The organism is Flavobacterium sp. (genome assembly GCF_024642105.1).
In the GTDB taxonomy this organism is placed as follows: domain Bacteria; phylum Bacteroidota; class Bacteroidia; order Flavobacteriales; family Flavobacteriaceae; genus Flavobacterium.
In genome coordinates, this window is sequence record NZ_JAHEBT010000056.1 from 1 (window position 1) to 17,049 (window position 17,049).

At 35.0% G+C, this 17,049-nt stretch carries 13 protein-coding genes and 1 pseudogene; 7 read left to right on the top strand and 7 right to left on the bottom strand.

Translation table 11 applies throughout. The features are described from left to right. Positions 1-286 (bottom strand): annotated as a pseudogene (locus tag Q0L65_RS12635) (glucosidase); the annotation flags it as partial. A 706-nt stretch (positions 287-992) separates the two neighbouring features. Here Q0L65_RS12635 and Q0L65_RS12640 point away from each other — a divergent pair. Then, positions 993-1,262, top strand: a complete 270-nt coding sequence (locus tag Q0L65_RS12640; protein ID WP_296686933.1) for a hypothetical protein — start codon at positions 993-995, stop codon at positions 1,260-1,262. Between the two features lie 3 nt (positions 1,263-1,265). Here the strand turns inward: Q0L65_RS12640 and Q0L65_RS12645 are convergent, their stop codons facing one another. Both Q0L65_RS12645 and Q0L65_RS12650 read right to left on the bottom strand, forming a co-directional pair. Then, a complete protein-coding gene (locus tag Q0L65_RS12645; protein ID WP_296686936.1) occupies positions 1,266-1,880 on the bottom strand; it encodes a Crp/Fnr family transcriptional regulator in 615 nt (204 codons plus the stop codon). A 30-nt stretch (positions 1,881-1,910) separates the two neighbouring features. Then, positions 1,911-2,489 carry a Crp/Fnr family transcriptional regulator gene (locus Q0L65_RS12650; RefSeq protein WP_296686937.1) on the bottom strand — a complete coding sequence of 193 codons (579 nt, stop codon included), beginning with the start codon at positions 2,487-2,489 and terminating at the stop codon, positions 1,911-1,913. Between the two features lie 603 nt (positions 2,490-3,092). Here Q0L65_RS12650 and Q0L65_RS12655 point away from each other — a divergent pair. The 6 genes from Q0L65_RS12655 (at position 3,093) to mfd (ending at position 14,156) form a co-directional block, all read left to right on the top strand. Next, a complete protein-coding gene (locus Q0L65_RS12655) occupies positions 3,093-3,581 on the top strand; it encodes a T9SS type A sorting domain-containing protein (RefSeq protein ID WP_296686939.1) in 489 nt (162 codons plus the stop codon). After that, on the top strand, positions 3,578-4,213 hold the full coding sequence (locus Q0L65_RS12660) for a hypothetical protein (protein WP_296686940.1): 636 nt from the start codon (positions 3,578-3,580) through the stop codon (positions 4,211-4,213). Before Q0L65_RS12655 ends, Q0L65_RS12660 begins: the two co-directional genes overlap by 4 nt. A gap of 10 nt (positions 4,214-4,223) precedes the next feature. Continuing rightward, positions 4,224-8,669: a hypothetical protein gene (locus Q0L65_RS12665; RefSeq protein ID WP_296686943.1), complete on the top strand. Its 4,446-nt coding sequence runs from the start codon at positions 4,224-4,226 to the stop codon at positions 8,667-8,669. A gap of 10 nt (positions 8,670-8,679) precedes the next feature. After that, positions 8,680-9,516 carry a glycine rich domain-containing protein gene (locus Q0L65_RS12670; RefSeq protein WP_296686944.1) on the top strand — a complete coding sequence of 279 codons (837 nt, stop codon included), beginning with the start codon at positions 8,680-8,682 and terminating at the stop codon, positions 9,514-9,516. A gap of 676 nt (positions 9,517-10,192) precedes the next feature. Then, positions 10,193-10,801, top strand: coding sequence for a hypothetical protein (locus tag Q0L65_RS12675; RefSeq protein ID WP_296686946.1), 609 nt, complete (start codon positions 10,193-10,195; stop codon positions 10,799-10,801). Continuing rightward, positions 10,794-14,156, top strand: a complete 3,363-nt coding sequence (mfd, locus tag Q0L65_RS12680) for a transcription-repair coupling factor (protein WP_296686947.1) — start codon at positions 10,794-10,796, stop codon at positions 14,154-14,156. The genes Q0L65_RS12675 and mfd overlap by 8 nt, the downstream gene beginning before the upstream one ends. A gap of 72 nt (positions 14,157-14,228) precedes the next feature. Here mfd and Q0L65_RS12685 read toward each other — a convergent pair whose 3' ends face one another. The 4 genes from Q0L65_RS12685 to Q0L65_RS12700 form a co-directional block, all read right to left on the bottom strand. Further along, positions 14,229-14,816, bottom strand: a complete 588-nt coding sequence (locus Q0L65_RS12685; protein ID WP_296686949.1) for a hypothetical protein — start codon at positions 14,814-14,816, stop codon at positions 14,229-14,231. Positions 14,817-14,894: 78 nt separating this feature from the next. Then, a complete protein-coding gene (locus Q0L65_RS12690; RefSeq protein WP_296686951.1) occupies positions 14,895-15,551 on the bottom strand; it encodes an aspartate kinase in 657 nt (218 codons plus the stop codon). 120 nt (positions 15,552-15,671) lie between these two features. Further along, the gene (locus tag Q0L65_RS12695; protein WP_296686953.1) at positions 15,672-16,031 is read right to left on the bottom strand and encodes a YraN family protein; all 360 of its coding nucleotides are present in this window, start codon (positions 16,029-16,031) and stop codon (positions 15,672-15,674) included. Between the two features lie 21 nt (positions 16,032-16,052). Further along, positions 16,053-16,949 (bottom strand): LD-carboxypeptidase, encoded by an 897-nt coding sequence (locus Q0L65_RS12700; RefSeq protein ID WP_296687255.1) that lies wholly within the window; start codon positions 16,947-16,949, stop codon positions 16,053-16,055. Between the last annotated feature and the right edge of the window lie 100 nt (positions 16,950-17,049).

Consider the following 17,049-nt stretch of genomic DNA (forward strand, 5'->3'; position numbering starts at 1 on the left):
CAAAAAAACGTTCTTTTAAAATATGGTCGTTATGATTCCAAAAAGCAAAAGCAAAACAAATGTGCTGCTTGTTGTCTGAAATTCCTCCAATTCCTTCTTCTCCCCAGCGGTACGCTTTGGAGCGTGCCATATCGTGCGTAATACTATTCCAAGCATCGCCACCTTTAGAGTAATCTTCTCTTACGGTTCCCCATTGACGTTCTGTAAGGTAAGGTCCCCATTTTTTCCAACCTTTATTATCGTTTCGTAGTTTTAATCGTGCTCTCTCTGCGCCTTTCTCTGACATGATAGTGTATTCTAAATTTGGTTTTGCAATTTATGTAAATGTGTCTTAAAAACAGTTGTTTATTTTGTAAAAATCTGAATCAATTTATACTAAAAACAGAATTTTAGTCTCTTTTTTTATTGAACTTAAAATTGCAAAACTCTTGCTGTTTTTTTAATAAAGTTTTTTTGAGGGCGATTTTTAGATTTCTAATTTTTTATAATCTAGTCTTAAAAGAACATATTTTAATAAAAAGAGATTAAAAAACCGGGTTTAATTAATTTTTTAATTATCTGTAAATTGAATTTGAAAAAATATCATAAGTACATAAATATCAATTATTTAATTGTTTTTTTATAATTTAAACTAGAGTTAAATTCCGGTTTATTTTAAAAAAAAAATCATTTTTTTAAAAAAGTTGCAAAATCACAACTTTTTTTAAAACCCGATGAATTTACTTTGGAATCACAAAATTGAAAAGAACCAAGGGCTTTTCAATGTTGAAGAAATAATGATTAGGAAAGATGTGGGGACATTTATAACAGTATGAATTTTTTTAAATCATGTAGTGTTTTCCTAATCATTCTTCCATGTTGTGTCTTAGCGATAATCTATCGATTTAATTTCGAACACGTGGAGAATCAAATAGCATACTGGCTAACCTCTTGCCAGTATGGTTTTGATTTTAAAATTGAATTTTATAGCCAATAATAGTAATTGTGATTCAATGAATATTTTAAAATATATTATTAACGAAGAGAAAATCCCTGTGATTTTTAGTGCAAAAATGATGCATCAAGATATTTTGGAGAAAGGAATTTCGGCGGGTTTTTTAATACTCAATTATGATGTAGATACAAATATGTTCCTTGTAAAATGTTTTGGTGAAAGTACCTCCATGAATCTTAAAGTATCTGCTGGGGATGAAATAGTTATTAGTGAATATTTGAATAAACGGTTCTATAATTTGGGGTTTATTTCCCATAAAATTCTATAAGAGCTAAATTGCTTTTTTTAGATTTTTTGCTTCTTCATTGTTTTTATAATTACTAATAATCTTACTTAAATAGGTTGTATCTGTGCCAAGATAAGAAGCCAAATGTTTCTGACTAATACGATCTAAGATATCGCTTTTGTGTGTTTTTAAAAATGCATATTTTTCTTCAGCATTCATCATGCGCAACATTTCTGACTGTGCTGAAAATTCAGCAATATTAGTCATCAATTCATTGACTGTGAATAGCGCTAATTTATGATTGTTCCTTAATAGCATTAACCAAGTGTCTTTTTTAATACTCATTATAGTAGAATCTTCCATTGCTTCTATATATTCTTCTGAAGGGATTTGATAATGGAAACTGTGGCAAGCATAAACAAACTGACCTTCTTTTACGAACCACGTATTTACTTCTTTACCGTCTTCTCGAATATAATACACTCTAAGTAATCCTTTTTGGACGTAGAACATTTTGTTGTTCACTTCTCCTGCGTGTAACAATAATTCTTTCTTTTTAATTTTTTTACTAAAAAGGAAAGCAGCTAATTTTTCTACCAAAAACAGGTCTTTTTTGGTAAAAAAGCGATTACCCTGTAGTGCTTTTTCAATTATATTCATATTTTTTTTGGTATTTGGGGGTTCTGTTTTTTAAACTTTATAATTAGAAATAATTTTACTTAAATATGTAGTTTCAATACCTAAGAAGGAAGCAATGTGTTTTTGGCTTACTTTTTCAATTATTTCAGGTTTATTTTCTTTAAGAAAAGCATATTTTTTTTCTGCGTTCATAAATCGCAATGTTAAACACTGGTCCTGATATTCGCATAATTTGATATAGAGTTCCTTAATTGCAAAAAGAGATAAGTTGTGATTTATTTTCAAAAGCATTTCATAAGTGCTTTTACTGATAGTAATGATTTCACTATTCTCTAAGGCCTCAATGTATTCGTGGGTAGGAATGTTGTAATAAAAACTGTTCATAGAAAGAAAAAAATCATCTTCACCTACAAACCAAGTATTTACTTGTTTGTCTTCATACATTAAATAAACCCTAAGCATTCCAGACTTTACATAGATTATGTTGTCATTAATTTCGCCTGCTTGTAATATAAATTCCTTTTTTTTAATTTTTTTAAGACTTAAAAAGGAGGCAATTTTTTTGATTACAGGATGCTCTGTTTTTTTTTCAGAGGGTACTTTGATTGGTTTTTTTGTGTTAAAATTCATTTTTTTAAGATTTGGGTTGGGTTATCTTTTTTTGGCTCTGTTAAATAATCACGGAGGAATGATTAAAAAACCTGCATACCATTTAACAAATATAGAAAAAAAATTTTTTTTCGAAAAGTTGTGATTTTACAACTTTTTATAAAAGTAGGGATTCTATTTTTGTCGAATAAATAAAGAAAAAAGAAAATCAAGATTTAAAAGACAAAGTAATTATGATACGTGTTTTTTTGAAAAAAATCGAGTTCCTTAGATCTGGTTCTCACGAGATAGTTCATTTCGGTACAATATTATTAAAGATTAAAATCGACATCCTAAATTTCAACATAGAAAAGATAACCAAACAATTATATCCCAATTTTAGATTTGACAAGAGTTTTTAAATCATAATATTATGATTCGATTCAATTGCCCCTAAATCAACTCCCAAATTTATCCCAAATCGAACATAATTTAAATTAGCCGCATTGCGGCTAATTTAAAAATAGTAGGAGTTTTTCGAATCCATAATGTGTAATCCATAGTTTGATTATTTGATTTTTTGTAAGAAAAAACACTAATATTATAAAGCCGAGAGAAATAATTATTTTGCAGCGAAATAGTACCATGAATATGTATAAGTTCCTTTTTAGTTTACTTTTTACCTACGGTTGTTGGGGTCAAAGAATTCACCATCAATCCATTGCCTCGCAGGGAGCTAATGTTAAAGTTGGTAGCAGCATTATTGTTGCACAATCGGTTGGTCAATCGAGTGTTATTGGTACATATAAAAACGGTAATTTAATTATAGGTCAGGGTTATATCCAAAGTATTGGATTAGCCAAAAATTCCTCTTCAGCTATCCGTCCGGTTTCAATGGTTCAATACCCTAATCCAGTACTTGATTTAGCTAATTTTCAATTCTCTTCTTCCATCGGCACTATTGCTAATCTTTATTTGTTTGATAGTAGAGGTAGGCTAGTTTATAGTAAGGAAGTCGAACTTACACAAAACAATTTTACGATTGATCTTTCAATAGTTTCAGAAGGAGTCTATTTTGCCAAAATAGAAACTTCACATTATACTTTTTCTACTAAAATTATTAAGTCCAAATGAAAAAAATAACCTTATTATTACTGTTGTTGTTCTCTATCCAATATGGGTATTCTCAAGAAATCTATTTTTTAACGGGAAAAAATTATACCAATTATAAGATACGTTATAAGGGCTCGGAGTCTGTTAACGGTCTTGAAAAGCAAGGAGAAGGAGATAGCTACGAAATAGGTCTTGCGCTACCTATAAAGGTACAACGTCTAGCTTTTGATAACAATTTAAATTATACTGTTGGATTGACATTAAACCAGTACAATGCAGAGGCAGGAGATCTAGCTACTACTTATACTTGGAAAACAGAATACATCGGAGTTCAAAATGCACTGGTCTATTCGTTTATTAAATCCAATCATCTTGATTTGGCAGTAAAAGGAGGTGTTAATGTAGCCACTATGCTGTATGGAAATCAAACTATTAACAACTCTAGATTCAATCTTAACAATCAAAAAGACTTTAATGGTGTTATTGTAAGCCCATTGATAGGAATACAAGCCAAATGTAATTTATCAGAATATGGCTATTTAAGTCTGGGTTATAACTATTCAAGAAGTAGTAGTTTGACCAATGACACGAATAAAAAAGTATCATTTTTAACCAACCAAATTGTATTTGGAATCTCTTTTGAACTATATTAATACGTCTACTATGAAAAGAATTATTACTTTATTTTTACTATTAACCACTACTTTGTTTTATTCGCAAAGTTCAGGAATTACCTACCAAGCCGTACTGTATAATCCTAGTGTAGAGATACTGCCTGGGAACAATAACGCTAATGCAGTATTGGCCAATAAGAATATTTGCCTTCGTTTTTCAATTACAGATGAACAAACTAGTTTAGTGTACCAAGAAACTCAAAGAGTAACAACAGATGAGTTTGGGATGGTTAACTTAGTAATTGGTTCAGGAAATCAAATAGGAGGATATGCGGCTAGTTTCACTACTATTGTTTGGAATAGCACTACCAAGAAACTTCAAGTAGCTATTGATGCTACGGGTACTTGTTCGAATTTTGTAGAGATAAGTAATCAAGATTTTTCAGCAGTTCCATTTGCGTATGCTTCAAAAACTGCCGAAAGTGTATCAGGAGTTGTTCCTATTGTAAATGGAGGAACAGGCTCCAGCACAGTCTCGGGAGCTAAGACTAATTTAGGATTGAATCATGTGGACAATACAAGCGATGTGAATAAACCCATTTCAAATGCCACACAAACTGCATTAAATTTAAAAGAAAACACAATAAACAAATCTACCAACACGGCTTTAGGAACAAGTGATGTGTTGTTTCCAACGCAAAACGCGGTAAAAACGTATGTCGATAATCAGTTAAGTTCTGGTGTTGTGGACGCCACTAGCGCTATTAAGGGAAAAATTCAATTAGCAGGAGACTTGGGAGGAACTGCAACAAATCCTACTGTTCCAGGTTTGGCATTAAAAGAACCTACTATTGTCTCAGGAACTATTTCCCAATATTATAGAGGAGATAAAACATGGAAAACATTAGATAAAACGGCCGTTGGATTAGGCAATGTGGACAATACAAGCGATGCGAATAAACCCATTTCAAATGCCACACAGACTGCTTTGACTTTAAAAGAAAACGCAATAAACAAATCTACCAACACGGCTTTAGGAACAAGTGATGATTTATATCCAACTCAAAATGCAGTCAAGACCTATATTGATAATGCCTTATCTACCTCAAATTCAAACGCTAGAGCAACTGATTTAGATATGGCAGGCAATAGCATTTCCAATGCATTAGCGATAAGAGCAGGTAATTTTCAAATGGTAGATGAAGCTTTGCATCCTTTTTTTGGGGGTACTGATGATAACGCAATAACAATTTTAAATAGAGCAAATAATGTTACTCAATTTTTAGATGGTAGAACAGGTTCTCCAATTTTAGCCATTACTAATAGTATTAATTCAACTGATACTTTTGGAACACCTACAGCTGAAGAGGGAAAAATTGGTATTGGAACAACCGCTCCTTCTGAAAAATTAGAAGTAGTAGGAAATATCAAATCACAATCCTTTATCAAGGAGAATGGAACTGCTAGTCAATTTTTAAAAGCAGATGGAAGTACTGATAGTACAGAATATGCAGCACTATCTTCACCTGTTTTTACTGGTATTCCCTCTCTTCCAACAGGAACAATGGCTGTAACACAAGCTGCTGGAAATAACACGACTGCACTAGCTACCACGGCATTTGTTCAATCGGCAGTTGCTGCCAGCACTATTGCTGATGCAACCGATACGGTAAAAGGAAAACTAAGACTAAGAGGCGATTTAGGAGGTACGGCTGATGCCCCAACAGTTCCTGGACTAGCCAATAAAGAAAATACGATTGCTGCAGGAACTACTACTCAATATTATAGAGGAGACAAAACTTGGCAAACATTAGATAAAGTAGCTGTTGGATTAGGGAACGTAGATAACACCGCTGATGTAGACAAAGTTATTTCAACAGCCACACAAACGGCCTTAACCGGGAAAGAAGATAAATCAAATAAATCAACAGCTACCAGTTTAGGAACAAGTGATGATTTATACCCAACCCAAAATGCAGTAAAGACCTATGTAGACAATCAGGTAAGTGCAGGAGTGATTGATGCAACCGATATGGTAAAAGGAAAAATACAATTAGCGGGTGATTTAGCAGGTACAGGAAGTACAGCTGCTACGCCTGTAATTTCAAACAATGCAATAACCACTACTAAAATTGCAAATGCAGCGGTGACCAATGCTAAAATAGGGGAAACAATTACCGTTGCCAATGGAGGGACCGGTGCCACTTCATTGACAGGTTACTTAAAAGGAAATGGGACTTCTGCATTTACGTCTGTATCAACAATTCCTGTAACCGATGTAACAGGGGCCGTTCGAAAAGTGAATGGTGTTCAGCCAGATACTAATGGAAATGTTGCAGTGATGATAGGAAGAGTTTTTACAGGAGCAACAATTGATCCTAATTTGGCCACGTCTATAATTAACGCTAGTCCAGCAAAACAACAATCGGACATTTATATTGTTGCAGATGGAAGCAATCCTAATAATGGTCGTACTTTTATATATGATGGTGCCAATTGGCTTGAAGTAGCGACTGATTTATCAACCACAGATGCTAGATATGTGAATGTAGCAGGAGACACTATGGAAGGGGACTTAACAGTTCCAACAACTAAAAAAATTACAATTGTTGATGCTCCTGCAAATGCTACAGATGCTGCCAATAGAGGTTATGTAGATACAAAAATAGGAGGAACGGGTACAGCTAATTTTGTACCTAAATTTTCAGCCGCCAAAACATTGTTAGACAGTTCTATTTTTGATAATGGTAATGTGGGTATTGGAACAACAACTCCAGCAAATAAATTAGAGATTACACAAGGGACAGCAGGAAATTCAGGTTTGCGATTTACAAATTTAAATTCATCAAGTTCAGCGTCCGCATCAGCTAGTAAAGTGTTAGGCTTAAATAGTTCGGGAGATGTAATTTTAACTAATATTCCAGGAACACAAAATATTGTTTCGTTTTCAACAGTAAATCCAAATTCAGGAAGCCCCGTTTTTACCCCAAATACCCAAACTGACCCAACAGTTATTTACCAATCAGCAATAGATAATAGTCTGTGGACATACAATGGAACCACCTATGTAACCTACACTTCACCAGCAACTACAGAATGGAATTTAGCCAACACCACAAATGATGCAGGGAGTAATAAAACGTCAAGTATTTGGAGATCGGGAGGACTAGGTATTGGAATTAATAATCCTACTTCATTATTTGAAGTTTATTCAAGTGGTTCAAATTTGGCTACTATTTCTACTATTGGTACCGGCACAACGAATGCAGGAATAAACTTTATTACATTAAAAGATAATAGTTCAATTGGAGCTTCAACTAATAGGGGCTGGCAAATAGCGGCAAGATCCAATGCTTGGAATTCGGGAGGAACTAACGAAGCCAATGCTTTAACCATGTCTTATTGGAATGGTTCAGTATGGCAGCAAGCGCTAAAAGCAGGAGTAAATGGAAATATTGCGTTAGGATCTGTAGTATATAATTCGATGCCACAATATAATTTGGATGTATATGGTACTCTTCGATCAACAAATAGCTCTTATCTAGCTACAAATTCAGGGAATGTGGGAATTGGGACCTTAACACCAGTGGGTTCGTTAATGTTGTATGGTAATTCACAAGCATTATCTGGCTATTCAAAAGAAATTGTATTTGGAAGAGGTGGCGCTACAAAAGGGTTGGCAGCAATAGCAGCAACAGATAGTGGTAATTTTGGAGGGGGACTAGCATTTATTACTAAACCAAGTAATTCAATAGATGATTTCCCTGTGAATGTGTTGCAAGCAATGACAATAGATCCTTCTGGAAAGGTTGGAATTGGAAGCACTTCTCCATTAGGAAGACTTATTATTGATGATAAATCATATATTGGAAATGTACCTGTTTCCACAGCAAACTTAATGGACAACTCAACATTTAGACCTCTTACTCGCTTTCAAAACACAGTAGGAATAAATAACAATGCCTTATCAATATATAGTACTACCTCTGCTTTTGCAATGCAATCTCATAATTATTCGACAGGAGCAACATTACCTTATGTTTTGCAACCTGCGGGTGGTAATGTGGGTATAGGGACATCATCTCCATCAGCGCAATTACATACAACAGGTTCCGTACGATTTGCTGGAGCGGGAACACCAGGAGCTGGAAAAGTATTAACATCTGACGCATCCGGGAATGCTACTTGGCAAAATACTCCTGGAGCGACTATAAACATACAAACCGGGAATTACACTTTAACAGAAAACGATAGCAAAGGAGTTGTAATAATTAATAGCAATTCGAATGTTACAGTTACTGTACCAGGAACTTTACCAACGGGTTTTTTCTGTCAAATAATTCAAAAAGGAGCAGGGACAGTTACTGTTTCAGGAGCTTCTGGGGTTACTATTCAATCGGCTAATGGATTAACTACAAGAGCACAATTCAGTTCTATAGGGCTTTTGATGGAATCGAGCACAACAGGGTATATTTCAGGTGATAGTGGACTTTAATAAATATAATATGAAAACTAAAGTAGCCTTTCTATTTTTTGTTATTTTCTTTTGTAATTGGAGCCATGCTCAGTTGACCTCTCAATTTATTCAAATGAAACCGCGCACTTTCCCAACAATGGTTCCTGCCTTTACTTTCACAGGCTCAGATCAAACGTGGGAAGTTCCGGCTAATATCACTTCTATTTTGGTAGAGGCTTATGGTGCTCAAGGAGGAAATAGAGATGTGGCTGGTGGTTTGGGAGGTAAAGTTCAAGCCATAGTTAAAGTAACTCCTGGAGAAACTTTATACCTTATGGTAGGAGGTCAGCCGTCTGGAACTACAGCAGTTTATGGTAATGGAGGAAATGCGGGAACAAATGCCTCAAGTTCTACTAAGCAAGGTGCCGCTGGGGGTGGTATGACAGCTTTATTTCGTACTTCCGTTAGTATGAGTAATGTGTTAGTTGTTGCTGGAGGTGGAGGTGGTGCTGCAACAGGAAGAGTTGGTGGTAACGCAGGAGGTCTTGTAGGGAATGTATCCGTTTCAGATACTACTAGAGGAGGAAAAGGCGGGACACAATCTGCAGGAGGAGCTGCAGGTTCGGCATTAGACACTCAAATAACTAGTCCAACTTCTGGATTATCGGGAGCTGGAGGAACAGGTGGAACAATTAATTCAGTTACTTGGAATTCAGGTGCTGGCGGTGGCGCCGGTTTCTTTGGTGGTGGCGGTGGCGCTGGTGGCGGTAATTATTATGGCGCTGGTGGCGGTGGTTCCTCTTATGTTGTTCCAACCAATACGGCCAGTATTAAACATTTTACGGCTTCTAATATTGGGAATGGGAAAATGATTATTTATTATTAATACAATAACGATTTTTTACAAGTTAGTATAACGTATAGAATAAGCATATGAATAAAATATGTATTAATTTATAAATAAAATAATTTTTCAAGTTTCGTATGCAACTTGATTTAAAATAGTATCTAAATAGTAGTCTCATTTCCTTACCTGGAATCCCTAATCTAAAAAACGCTGTTGGTATTAGTATGGTAGTAAAAGTTAGTTATGAAAGATTCAAAATATAACTTTTCACCGTTTCTTTAGAGTAAATAATATTGTATTATTTTTTTACTATCGCAAATTGCTTTAGATTAATGTGATAACATATCAGGTTATACAGTAGTTAATACTAACACGACTTGTAGTGTTAATGGAATTATCAAGATAATAATTCCAAATTCTACAGATTGTACTGGATGGTTTGTTGAAATTGTAAAATAAGGCTATGGAGAAACACAATTGGTGAACAACTGTGCCGATGGAGTCATTTGCAGCGAAGCTGAACACCAACTCAACCGAAGAAGTACCTTTGTGATAGTAGGACAATAAACTACATACGATATTTATTGCCCTTATAAGAAATAAGAAAGTGGCTTGTCTTAATAGATGAGTCGTTTTTTTAGTTTTTAGCCCAATAAGTTCAAAACCACGTATTCGGTATTGTGAATTTAGTTTGTAACTTTGTGCTCCAATGAAAATGAATATGAAATACTTGGCCGTCTTTTTTTGCGCTCTTTTTTTACTATTATCTTCTTGCAAAGAGGAAAGTCAGCAGCGTGATGCCGAAAATAAAAAAGCCGCTCAAAAAAAGGAAGTAATTTATAAAAATATCAGCAAAGGCTGGGATTTTTATGCCACCCCTATTAACACCACTTCAGAACAAAGTGTGGCGAGTTGGACCGAATTTCGTCAATTTTTAGATGAGTTGGGGCAAAAGCCAAGAAAAACCATCGGTGCTTTCCAGAAAAAAGCCGCGGAATTATCTAAGAAAGTATTGTTATTGAACAGCAACATTCCGTATCAATTCCAACAACCCCAAATCAAAAGCCGAATAGGGACTTTAATTACCAAAGTGCGATTACTGGATTTATTCATTCATTTAGACAATATTCCAGATAAAAAAGTGATTGTTTTGGTGGGAGAAATCAATGCCGAGTTGGTTTCTTTGCAAAGACAAATGGATAAGATTACTGAAAAAAGTAAAATTCCTGTGGAAGAAGGCGAATCAGAGATGCTGCGAATGCTAGACACTACAAGAGCAATTCCAAGTACAACTATAGATCCAAATCTTCCACGCGTTGAGTAAAACAGTCTATTCTATTTACGATAATTCACCCAAAACAGAGCAAATAGCTTCGTTGTTAGGGCAAAATAATACTCCAAAAGTACACCTTTCGGGTTTGGTGGGATCTTCGATTTCATTTGTAATTCGTTCTGTTTTTAAAAAATCAGAATTACCGTTTTTACTCATTTTAAACGATAAAGAGGAAGCTGCTTACTATTTGAATGATTTAGAACAAATGATTGGCGACCAAGATGTTTTGTTTTATCCCGATTCATTTCGTCGCCCTTACCAAATAGAAGAAACTGACAATGCGAATGTATTGCTTCGTGCGGAAGTTCTGAACCGAATTAATTCGCGCAAAAAACCAGCCATAATTGTTAGTTATCCCGAAGCACTTTTTGAAAAAGTAGTTACTCGAAAGGAATTGGATAAAAATACGCTAAAAGTGGCGGTGGGCGACCAAATTTCGATTGATTTTATCAACGAAGTTTTGTTCGAATACGAATTTAAAAGAGTTGATTTTATAACGGAACCAGGTGAGTTCTCTGTTCGAGGCGGAATTGTCGATGTATTTTCGTTTTCCAATGATAATCCGTATCGAATTGAGTTTTTTGGTAACGAAGTCGATAGCATTAGAACCTTTGATGTGGCAACACAATTGTCATTGGAACAACAAAAGAAAATTGCGATTATTCCTAATGTAGAAAACAAGTTTTTTCAGGAAAACAGAGAAAGTTTTTTAGATTATATCTCAGAGAAAACGGTTCTTTTTATTCAAAATACCGAAGGCTTTTTGAGTCAATTGGACAAGCAATTTGCCAAGGCCGAAGAAGCGTTTGAAAAACTATCCAAAGACATCAAACACGCTAGACCGGAGCAGTTATTCTTGAATCAAGAGCAGTTTATAAAAAGAGCGTTGGATTTTTCGGTAGTCGAATTAGCTTCCAAGTCCATTTTTAAAACCACAAAAAAGTTCGATTTTCATATTCAGCCGCAACCGTCTTTTAACAAGCAATTTGATTTGTTGTTGAACAATTTGAACGACAATCATTTTAATGGTTACAAAAATTATTTGTTCTGTTCCAACGACAATCAAGCCAAACGTTTCCACGATATTTTTGAAACTTTGGATGAGGCCAATTCAGAAAACATTCGCAAACAATACAATACCATTGTACTGCCTTTGTACCAAGGATTTATTGACGAAGAGAATCAAATTACCTGTTATACAGACCATCAAATTTTTGAACGCTACCATAAATTCAGCATCAAAAATGGCTATTCCAAAAAACAGAATATCACCTTAAAAGAGCTGACTTCGCTTTCGGTGGGTGATTATGTAACTCATATTGATCACGGAATTGGAAAATTCGGGGGTTTGCAAAAAATTCAAGTAGAAGGAAAAACACAAGAAGCGATAAAATTGGTTTATGCCGATAATGACATTGTGTATGTGAGTATTCACTCTTTGCATAAAATCTCAAGATACAATGGCAAAGACGGCACGCCTCCTAAAATTTATAAATTAGGGTCGAATGCTTGGAAAGTTTTAAAACAAAAAACCAAAGCACGAGTAAAACATATTGCGTTCAATTTGATTCAGTTGTATGCCAAAAGGCGTTTGGAAAAAGGCTTTCAATATGCACCTGATAGTTATTTGCAAAACGAATTAGAAAGTTCGTTCATTTACGAAGATACACCAGACCAAATCAAATCGACTCAGGAAGTAAAAGCCGATATGGAAAGCGATCGGCCAATGGATCGTTTGGTTTGTGGCGATGTAGGTTTTGGAAAAACAGAAGTCGCTATTCGAGCTGCTTTTAAGGCGGTGGATAATAGCAAGCAAGTGGCCGTTTTGGTACCTACTACTATTTTGGCGTACCAACATTATCGCACTTTTTCGGAACGATTGAAAGACATGCCGGTTTCGGTGGGGTATTTGAACCGTTTTAGAACCGCCAAACAGAAAGCAGAAACCCTCAAGCAATTAGCCGAAGGGAAACTAGATATTGTCATTGGAACCCACCAATTAGTAAATAAAAATGTGGTTTTCAAAGACCTCGGATTGTTGATTGTTGATGAGGAACAAAAATTTGGTGTGAATGTCAAAGACAAACTCAAAACGATTGCTGCCAATGTAGATACCTTGACTTTAACTGCAACACCTATTCCAAGAACCTTGCAGTTTTCGTTAATGGCTGCCCGAGATTTATCAGTAATTACCACACCACCGCCCAACCGTTATCCTATTGAAACGAATGTGGTGGGGTTCAACGAAGAGCTAATTCGTGATGCCATTTCGTATGAAATTCAGCGTAACGGACAGGTATTTTTCATTAATAACCGCATTGAAAATATCAAGGAAATTGCCGGAATGATTCAGCGATTAGTCCCTAATGCCCGAGTGGGAATTGGCCACGGTCAAATGGATGGAGCTAAACTCGAAGAACTGATGTTGGCCTTTATGAATGGTGAATTTGATGTTTTGGTAGCGACGACCATTATCGAAAGTGGTCTGGATGTGCCGAATGCGAATACGATTTTTATTAATAATGCCAATAATTTCGGTCTGTCTGATTTGCATCAAATGCGAGGTCGAGTAGGGCGTAGCAACAAAAAAGCGTTTTGTTATTTCATTTGTCCGCCGTATTCAGCTATGACAGAAGACGCGCGGAAACGAATTCAGGCTTTGGAACAATTTAGCGAATTGGGAAGCGGATTCAACATCGCCATGAAAGATTTGGAAATTCGTGGTGCAGGAGATTTGTTAGGAGGAGAACAAAGTGGTTTTATCAACGAAATCGGTTTTGATACGTATCAAAAAATCATGAACGAAGCCATTGAAGAGCTGAAAGAAAACGAATTCAAGGATTTGTATCCGGAGCAAAATGATATCGAAACCAAAGAATACGTCAAAGATTTACAATTGGACACGGATTTCGAATTGTTGTTCCCTGACGAATACATTAATACCGTTTCAGAACGATTGCTTTTGTATAATGAATTAGCAGATATTAAAGACGAAGACTCACTGTTGGCTTATGAAAATAAATTGATTGACCGTTTTGGACCTTTACCTAAACAAGCTGTTTCTTTGCTAAGCAGCATGAAAATCAAATGGATTGCTACCCGTTTAGGAATTGAAAAATTGGTTTTAAAACAAGGTAAAATGATTGGCTATTTTGTATCCGATCAACAATCGGATTATTACCAATCGGGGCGTTTCCATCAAGTGCTTCAGTTTGTACAAAAGCAAAGTGCTTTGTGTAAAATGAAAGAAAAGCAAACCCCTAATGGATTGCGATTGTTGTTGACTTTTGATAATGTGAAATCGATTCGAAGAGCGTTAGAATTAATGGAGTTGATGGGGGAATAAAATTTTACAAAGCTTCCAGCCTTCTAAAGGCTGGAAGCTTTGGGATTTAATCTTATTCAATTAATAAATCTTCTATATCTGATAAATTTTGAAAGCTAGAATGATAGTATTTAAAATTTCTAAATCATAAAAAATCTCAATTACTTTTTCTCTTTGTAATTTAGTCTTTTTAGTAGAAACGATTGTTTCGTATGAAGTCCAAGGATATTCAATAATATTTTTTGTAAATCCATGATGAACAGGATTGTTGTGGATATAAAAAATTAATTTTTGAAAATAGGTTTCCGAATTGACAAGTTTTCGTTTAAAATTCTTTTCGAATAAACTTCCAGTTCGGCTGTATCTCTTATTCATTGCCATAGTGTACGCATTGAATAGATTAGAAAACTGTTTGGAAGCACTAATTAATTTAGGTGTATTAGTAGTCGAGAAAGCTAATTTCGATTTTTCGATTTCATCTTCTTCTTTAATGTAAACCAATAAATGGAAATGATTTTTCATCAAACACCAGGCAAAGGTATCTGCTATTGGGTCAATATATTTTTCGTAGAGTCTTAAAAAATGATTGTAATTTTCGATTTCGTAGAATAAATCGATGCCATTATTACCACGGTTATAAATATGGTAGTAATGACCATTTTCTAATGGGATTGGGTTCATTTTGGGGCGGGTATTTGGTATTTTGAAAGCTTCCAGCCTTAGAAAGGCTGGAAGCTTTGATACATCCTTCTAATTCTTCTAATTCTTCAAATCTTTAATTACTTTGAAAGCAACATCAACTTCATCTTCACTAACTAAAATAGTGAACTCATTAGAAGTAGAGATCACTTCATTAATGATAATTCCTTCCCAAGCCAAACGTTGGAAAATGAAATAATAAATTCCAGGAACCACGATGTTTTCTTTTGGTAGTTTTACCGTAATTGAAGCTAAATTTTCTAGTTTTTGAATCAATTTTTCGTTAGCAAAATGCTTGTCAACTAAATGATTCACACTGCTGCTCACTACGATATTCGTTTCATTTACCCCTCTTGATGAAGTGTAAAAAATATCAGAGTGACTATTAATGTCTGTAATTAAATCGGCTTGTTTGTTTAAAACGGTTTCTGAAGCGGCAAAAGTGTAATCGGTCAACTCAGAACGAACAGTAATTTCTCCGATATTTTTGATGACTTTATTGATTTTGTGATTCAATTTAAAGTCCAATTCTTCGGTTAATCTTTTAAGTGCCATTACCACGGCACCTTGTTTTACTTCTTTACCAAATTCATTTTCTAATTCGCTCATAATATTGCGCGAAAGAGAAGTTAAATTGATGATTCCTAATGATAAAGCATTTAACAAAAAGGGTTTTGTTTTGATGTAATTTTCTACAATGGACGATACAGTTTTCATAGTAGTTGTGTTAAGTTGTTGTTTTAAAAATAGTAGTTAGGGTGTTGTAGTTGTGTTAAAAACTACTGCAAATATAAATAAAAAAACAATTTGTTACAAATATAACATTAAAAAATACACTTAAAAATGAAAAAATGCGTCTGTAAGGTGTTCAATTACAAAATCTTGCCCTTTTTTGTTGATGGCAATGATGTCAAAACGCACCTCAAGATCCAAATCGTTTTCGGTTACATAAGCATTAACCGCTTTTACCAATAATTGGATTTTTTTAGGTTTTACAAAGTCTTGCGGAAGACCAAAATCAACAGATGAACGCGTTTTTACTTCAACAACAGCTAAGGTAGTGTCTTTTTGAGCCAAAATATCTATTTCTGCTTTTTGGAAAACCCAATTAGTTTCCAAAATAGTATAACCATTTTTTTGGAGGTATTCTACCGCCAGTTCTTCTCCAAGTTTTCCTAATTCGTTGTGTTCAGCCATGGTAAGAAGGATTGGTGTTGGCTATTCAAAAACTACAGTGCTACAATTTTCGGTTACTTCAATGGACACAGTACCCCCTAAAATTAAGGCTCTATTGTCATGAATATGACCTGCAGGAAAATTAAAAATCATAGGGATGTTGTACTTTTTAGTAACATCCTGAACAATTTCAAGGGCATTTTTACCCCAAGGAATGTCGTTGTCTTTCATATCGGTCATAGAACCTACAATGATCCCTTTCAGGCTTTCAAGACAGCCGTTGCGTTTTAGGTTCATCATCATACGGTCAATATGATAGAGGTATTCGTCTAAGTCTTCGATATATAAAATTTTGTCCTTGCAGTCAATTGCTGAGGGCGAGCCCAATAAGCTATACAATATGGATAAATTCCCTCCAACCAATTCGCCAGACGCTTTTCCCAATCGATTCATAGGATGCGGGTCAATTGCGTACTGTAAAGGCTGCCCAAATAAAGATAAACGCAAACTTTCAATGGCCTCTGGACTTGCTTTAGCCAAACTAATAGGCATAATTCCGTGAATGGATTTGTAACCCATCGTATTAAGATGGTTGTGTAATACCGTGACATCACTAAATCCTACCAACCATTTGGGGTGTTTTTTGAATTGCGTAAAATCAATTAAATCCACTACGCGTACAGTTCCGTAACCACCACGTGCACACCAAATGGCTTTGATATTGGGGTTGTCCAATTGCTCTTGTAAATCGGCAGCACGGTCTTCATCCTTTCCTGCCAATTGATTTTCTTCTAATCCAATACTCTTACCAATGACCACATGTAGCCCCCAACTTTCTAACAAATCAATAGTAGGTTGCATGCTTTTCACAATATGTTTTCGGGCAGTTGCTAAAATAGCAACAGTGTCTCCTTTTTGTAAATAAGGTGGTGTAATCATAGTCGTTTGGGCTTGCATAGTGATAGAAAGTAAACTTAAAATGAATAAGAATAACGGTTTTCTCATAAATGAAATCTGTTGTGCAACAGTATTTATTTTT

Excerpts from the sequence above, each read along its gene's own strand:
- Q0L65_RS12640 (WP_296686933.1), top strand. The coding sequence starts at position 993 with ATGAATATTTTAAAATATATTATTAACGAAGAGAAAATCCCTGTGATT.
- Q0L65_RS12645 (WP_296686936.1), bottom strand. The coding sequence starts at position 1,880 with ATGAATATAATTGAAAAAGCACTACAGGGTAATCGCTTTTTTACCAAA.
- Q0L65_RS12650 (WP_296686937.1), bottom strand. The coding sequence starts at position 2,489 with ATGAATTTTAACACAAAAAAACCAATCAAAGTACCCTCTGAAAAAAAA.
- Q0L65_RS12655 (WP_296686939.1), top strand. The coding sequence starts at position 3,093 with ATGAATATGTATAAGTTCCTTTTTAGTTTACTTTTTACCTACGGTTGT.
- Q0L65_RS12660 (WP_296686940.1), top strand. The coding sequence starts at position 3,578 with ATGAAAAAAATAACCTTATTATTACTGTTGTTGTTCTCTATCCAATAT.
- Q0L65_RS12665 (WP_296686943.1), top strand. The coding sequence starts at position 4,224 with ATGAAAAGAATTATTACTTTATTTTTACTATTAACCACTACTTTGTTT.
- Q0L65_RS12670 (WP_296686944.1), top strand. The coding sequence starts at position 8,680 with ATGAAAACTAAAGTAGCCTTTCTATTTTTTGTTATTTTCTTTTGTAAT.
- Q0L65_RS12675 (WP_296686946.1), top strand. The coding sequence starts at position 10,193 with ATGAATATGAAATACTTGGCCGTCTTTTTTTGCGCTCTTTTTTTACTA.
- Q0L65_RS12685 (WP_296686949.1), bottom strand. The coding sequence starts at position 14,816 with ATGAACCCAATCCCATTAGAAAATGGTCATTACTACCATATTTATAAC.
- Q0L65_RS12690 (WP_296686951.1), bottom strand. The coding sequence starts at position 15,551 with ATGAAAACTGTATCGTCCATTGTAGAAAATTACATCAAAACAAAACCC.
- Q0L65_RS12695 (WP_296686953.1), bottom strand. The coding sequence starts at position 16,031 with ATGGCTGAACACAACGAATTAGGAAAACTTGGAGAAGAACTGGCGGTA.
- Q0L65_RS12700 (WP_296687255.1), bottom strand. The coding sequence starts at position 16,949 with ATGATTACACCACCTTATTTACAAAAAGGAGACACTGTTGCTATTTTA.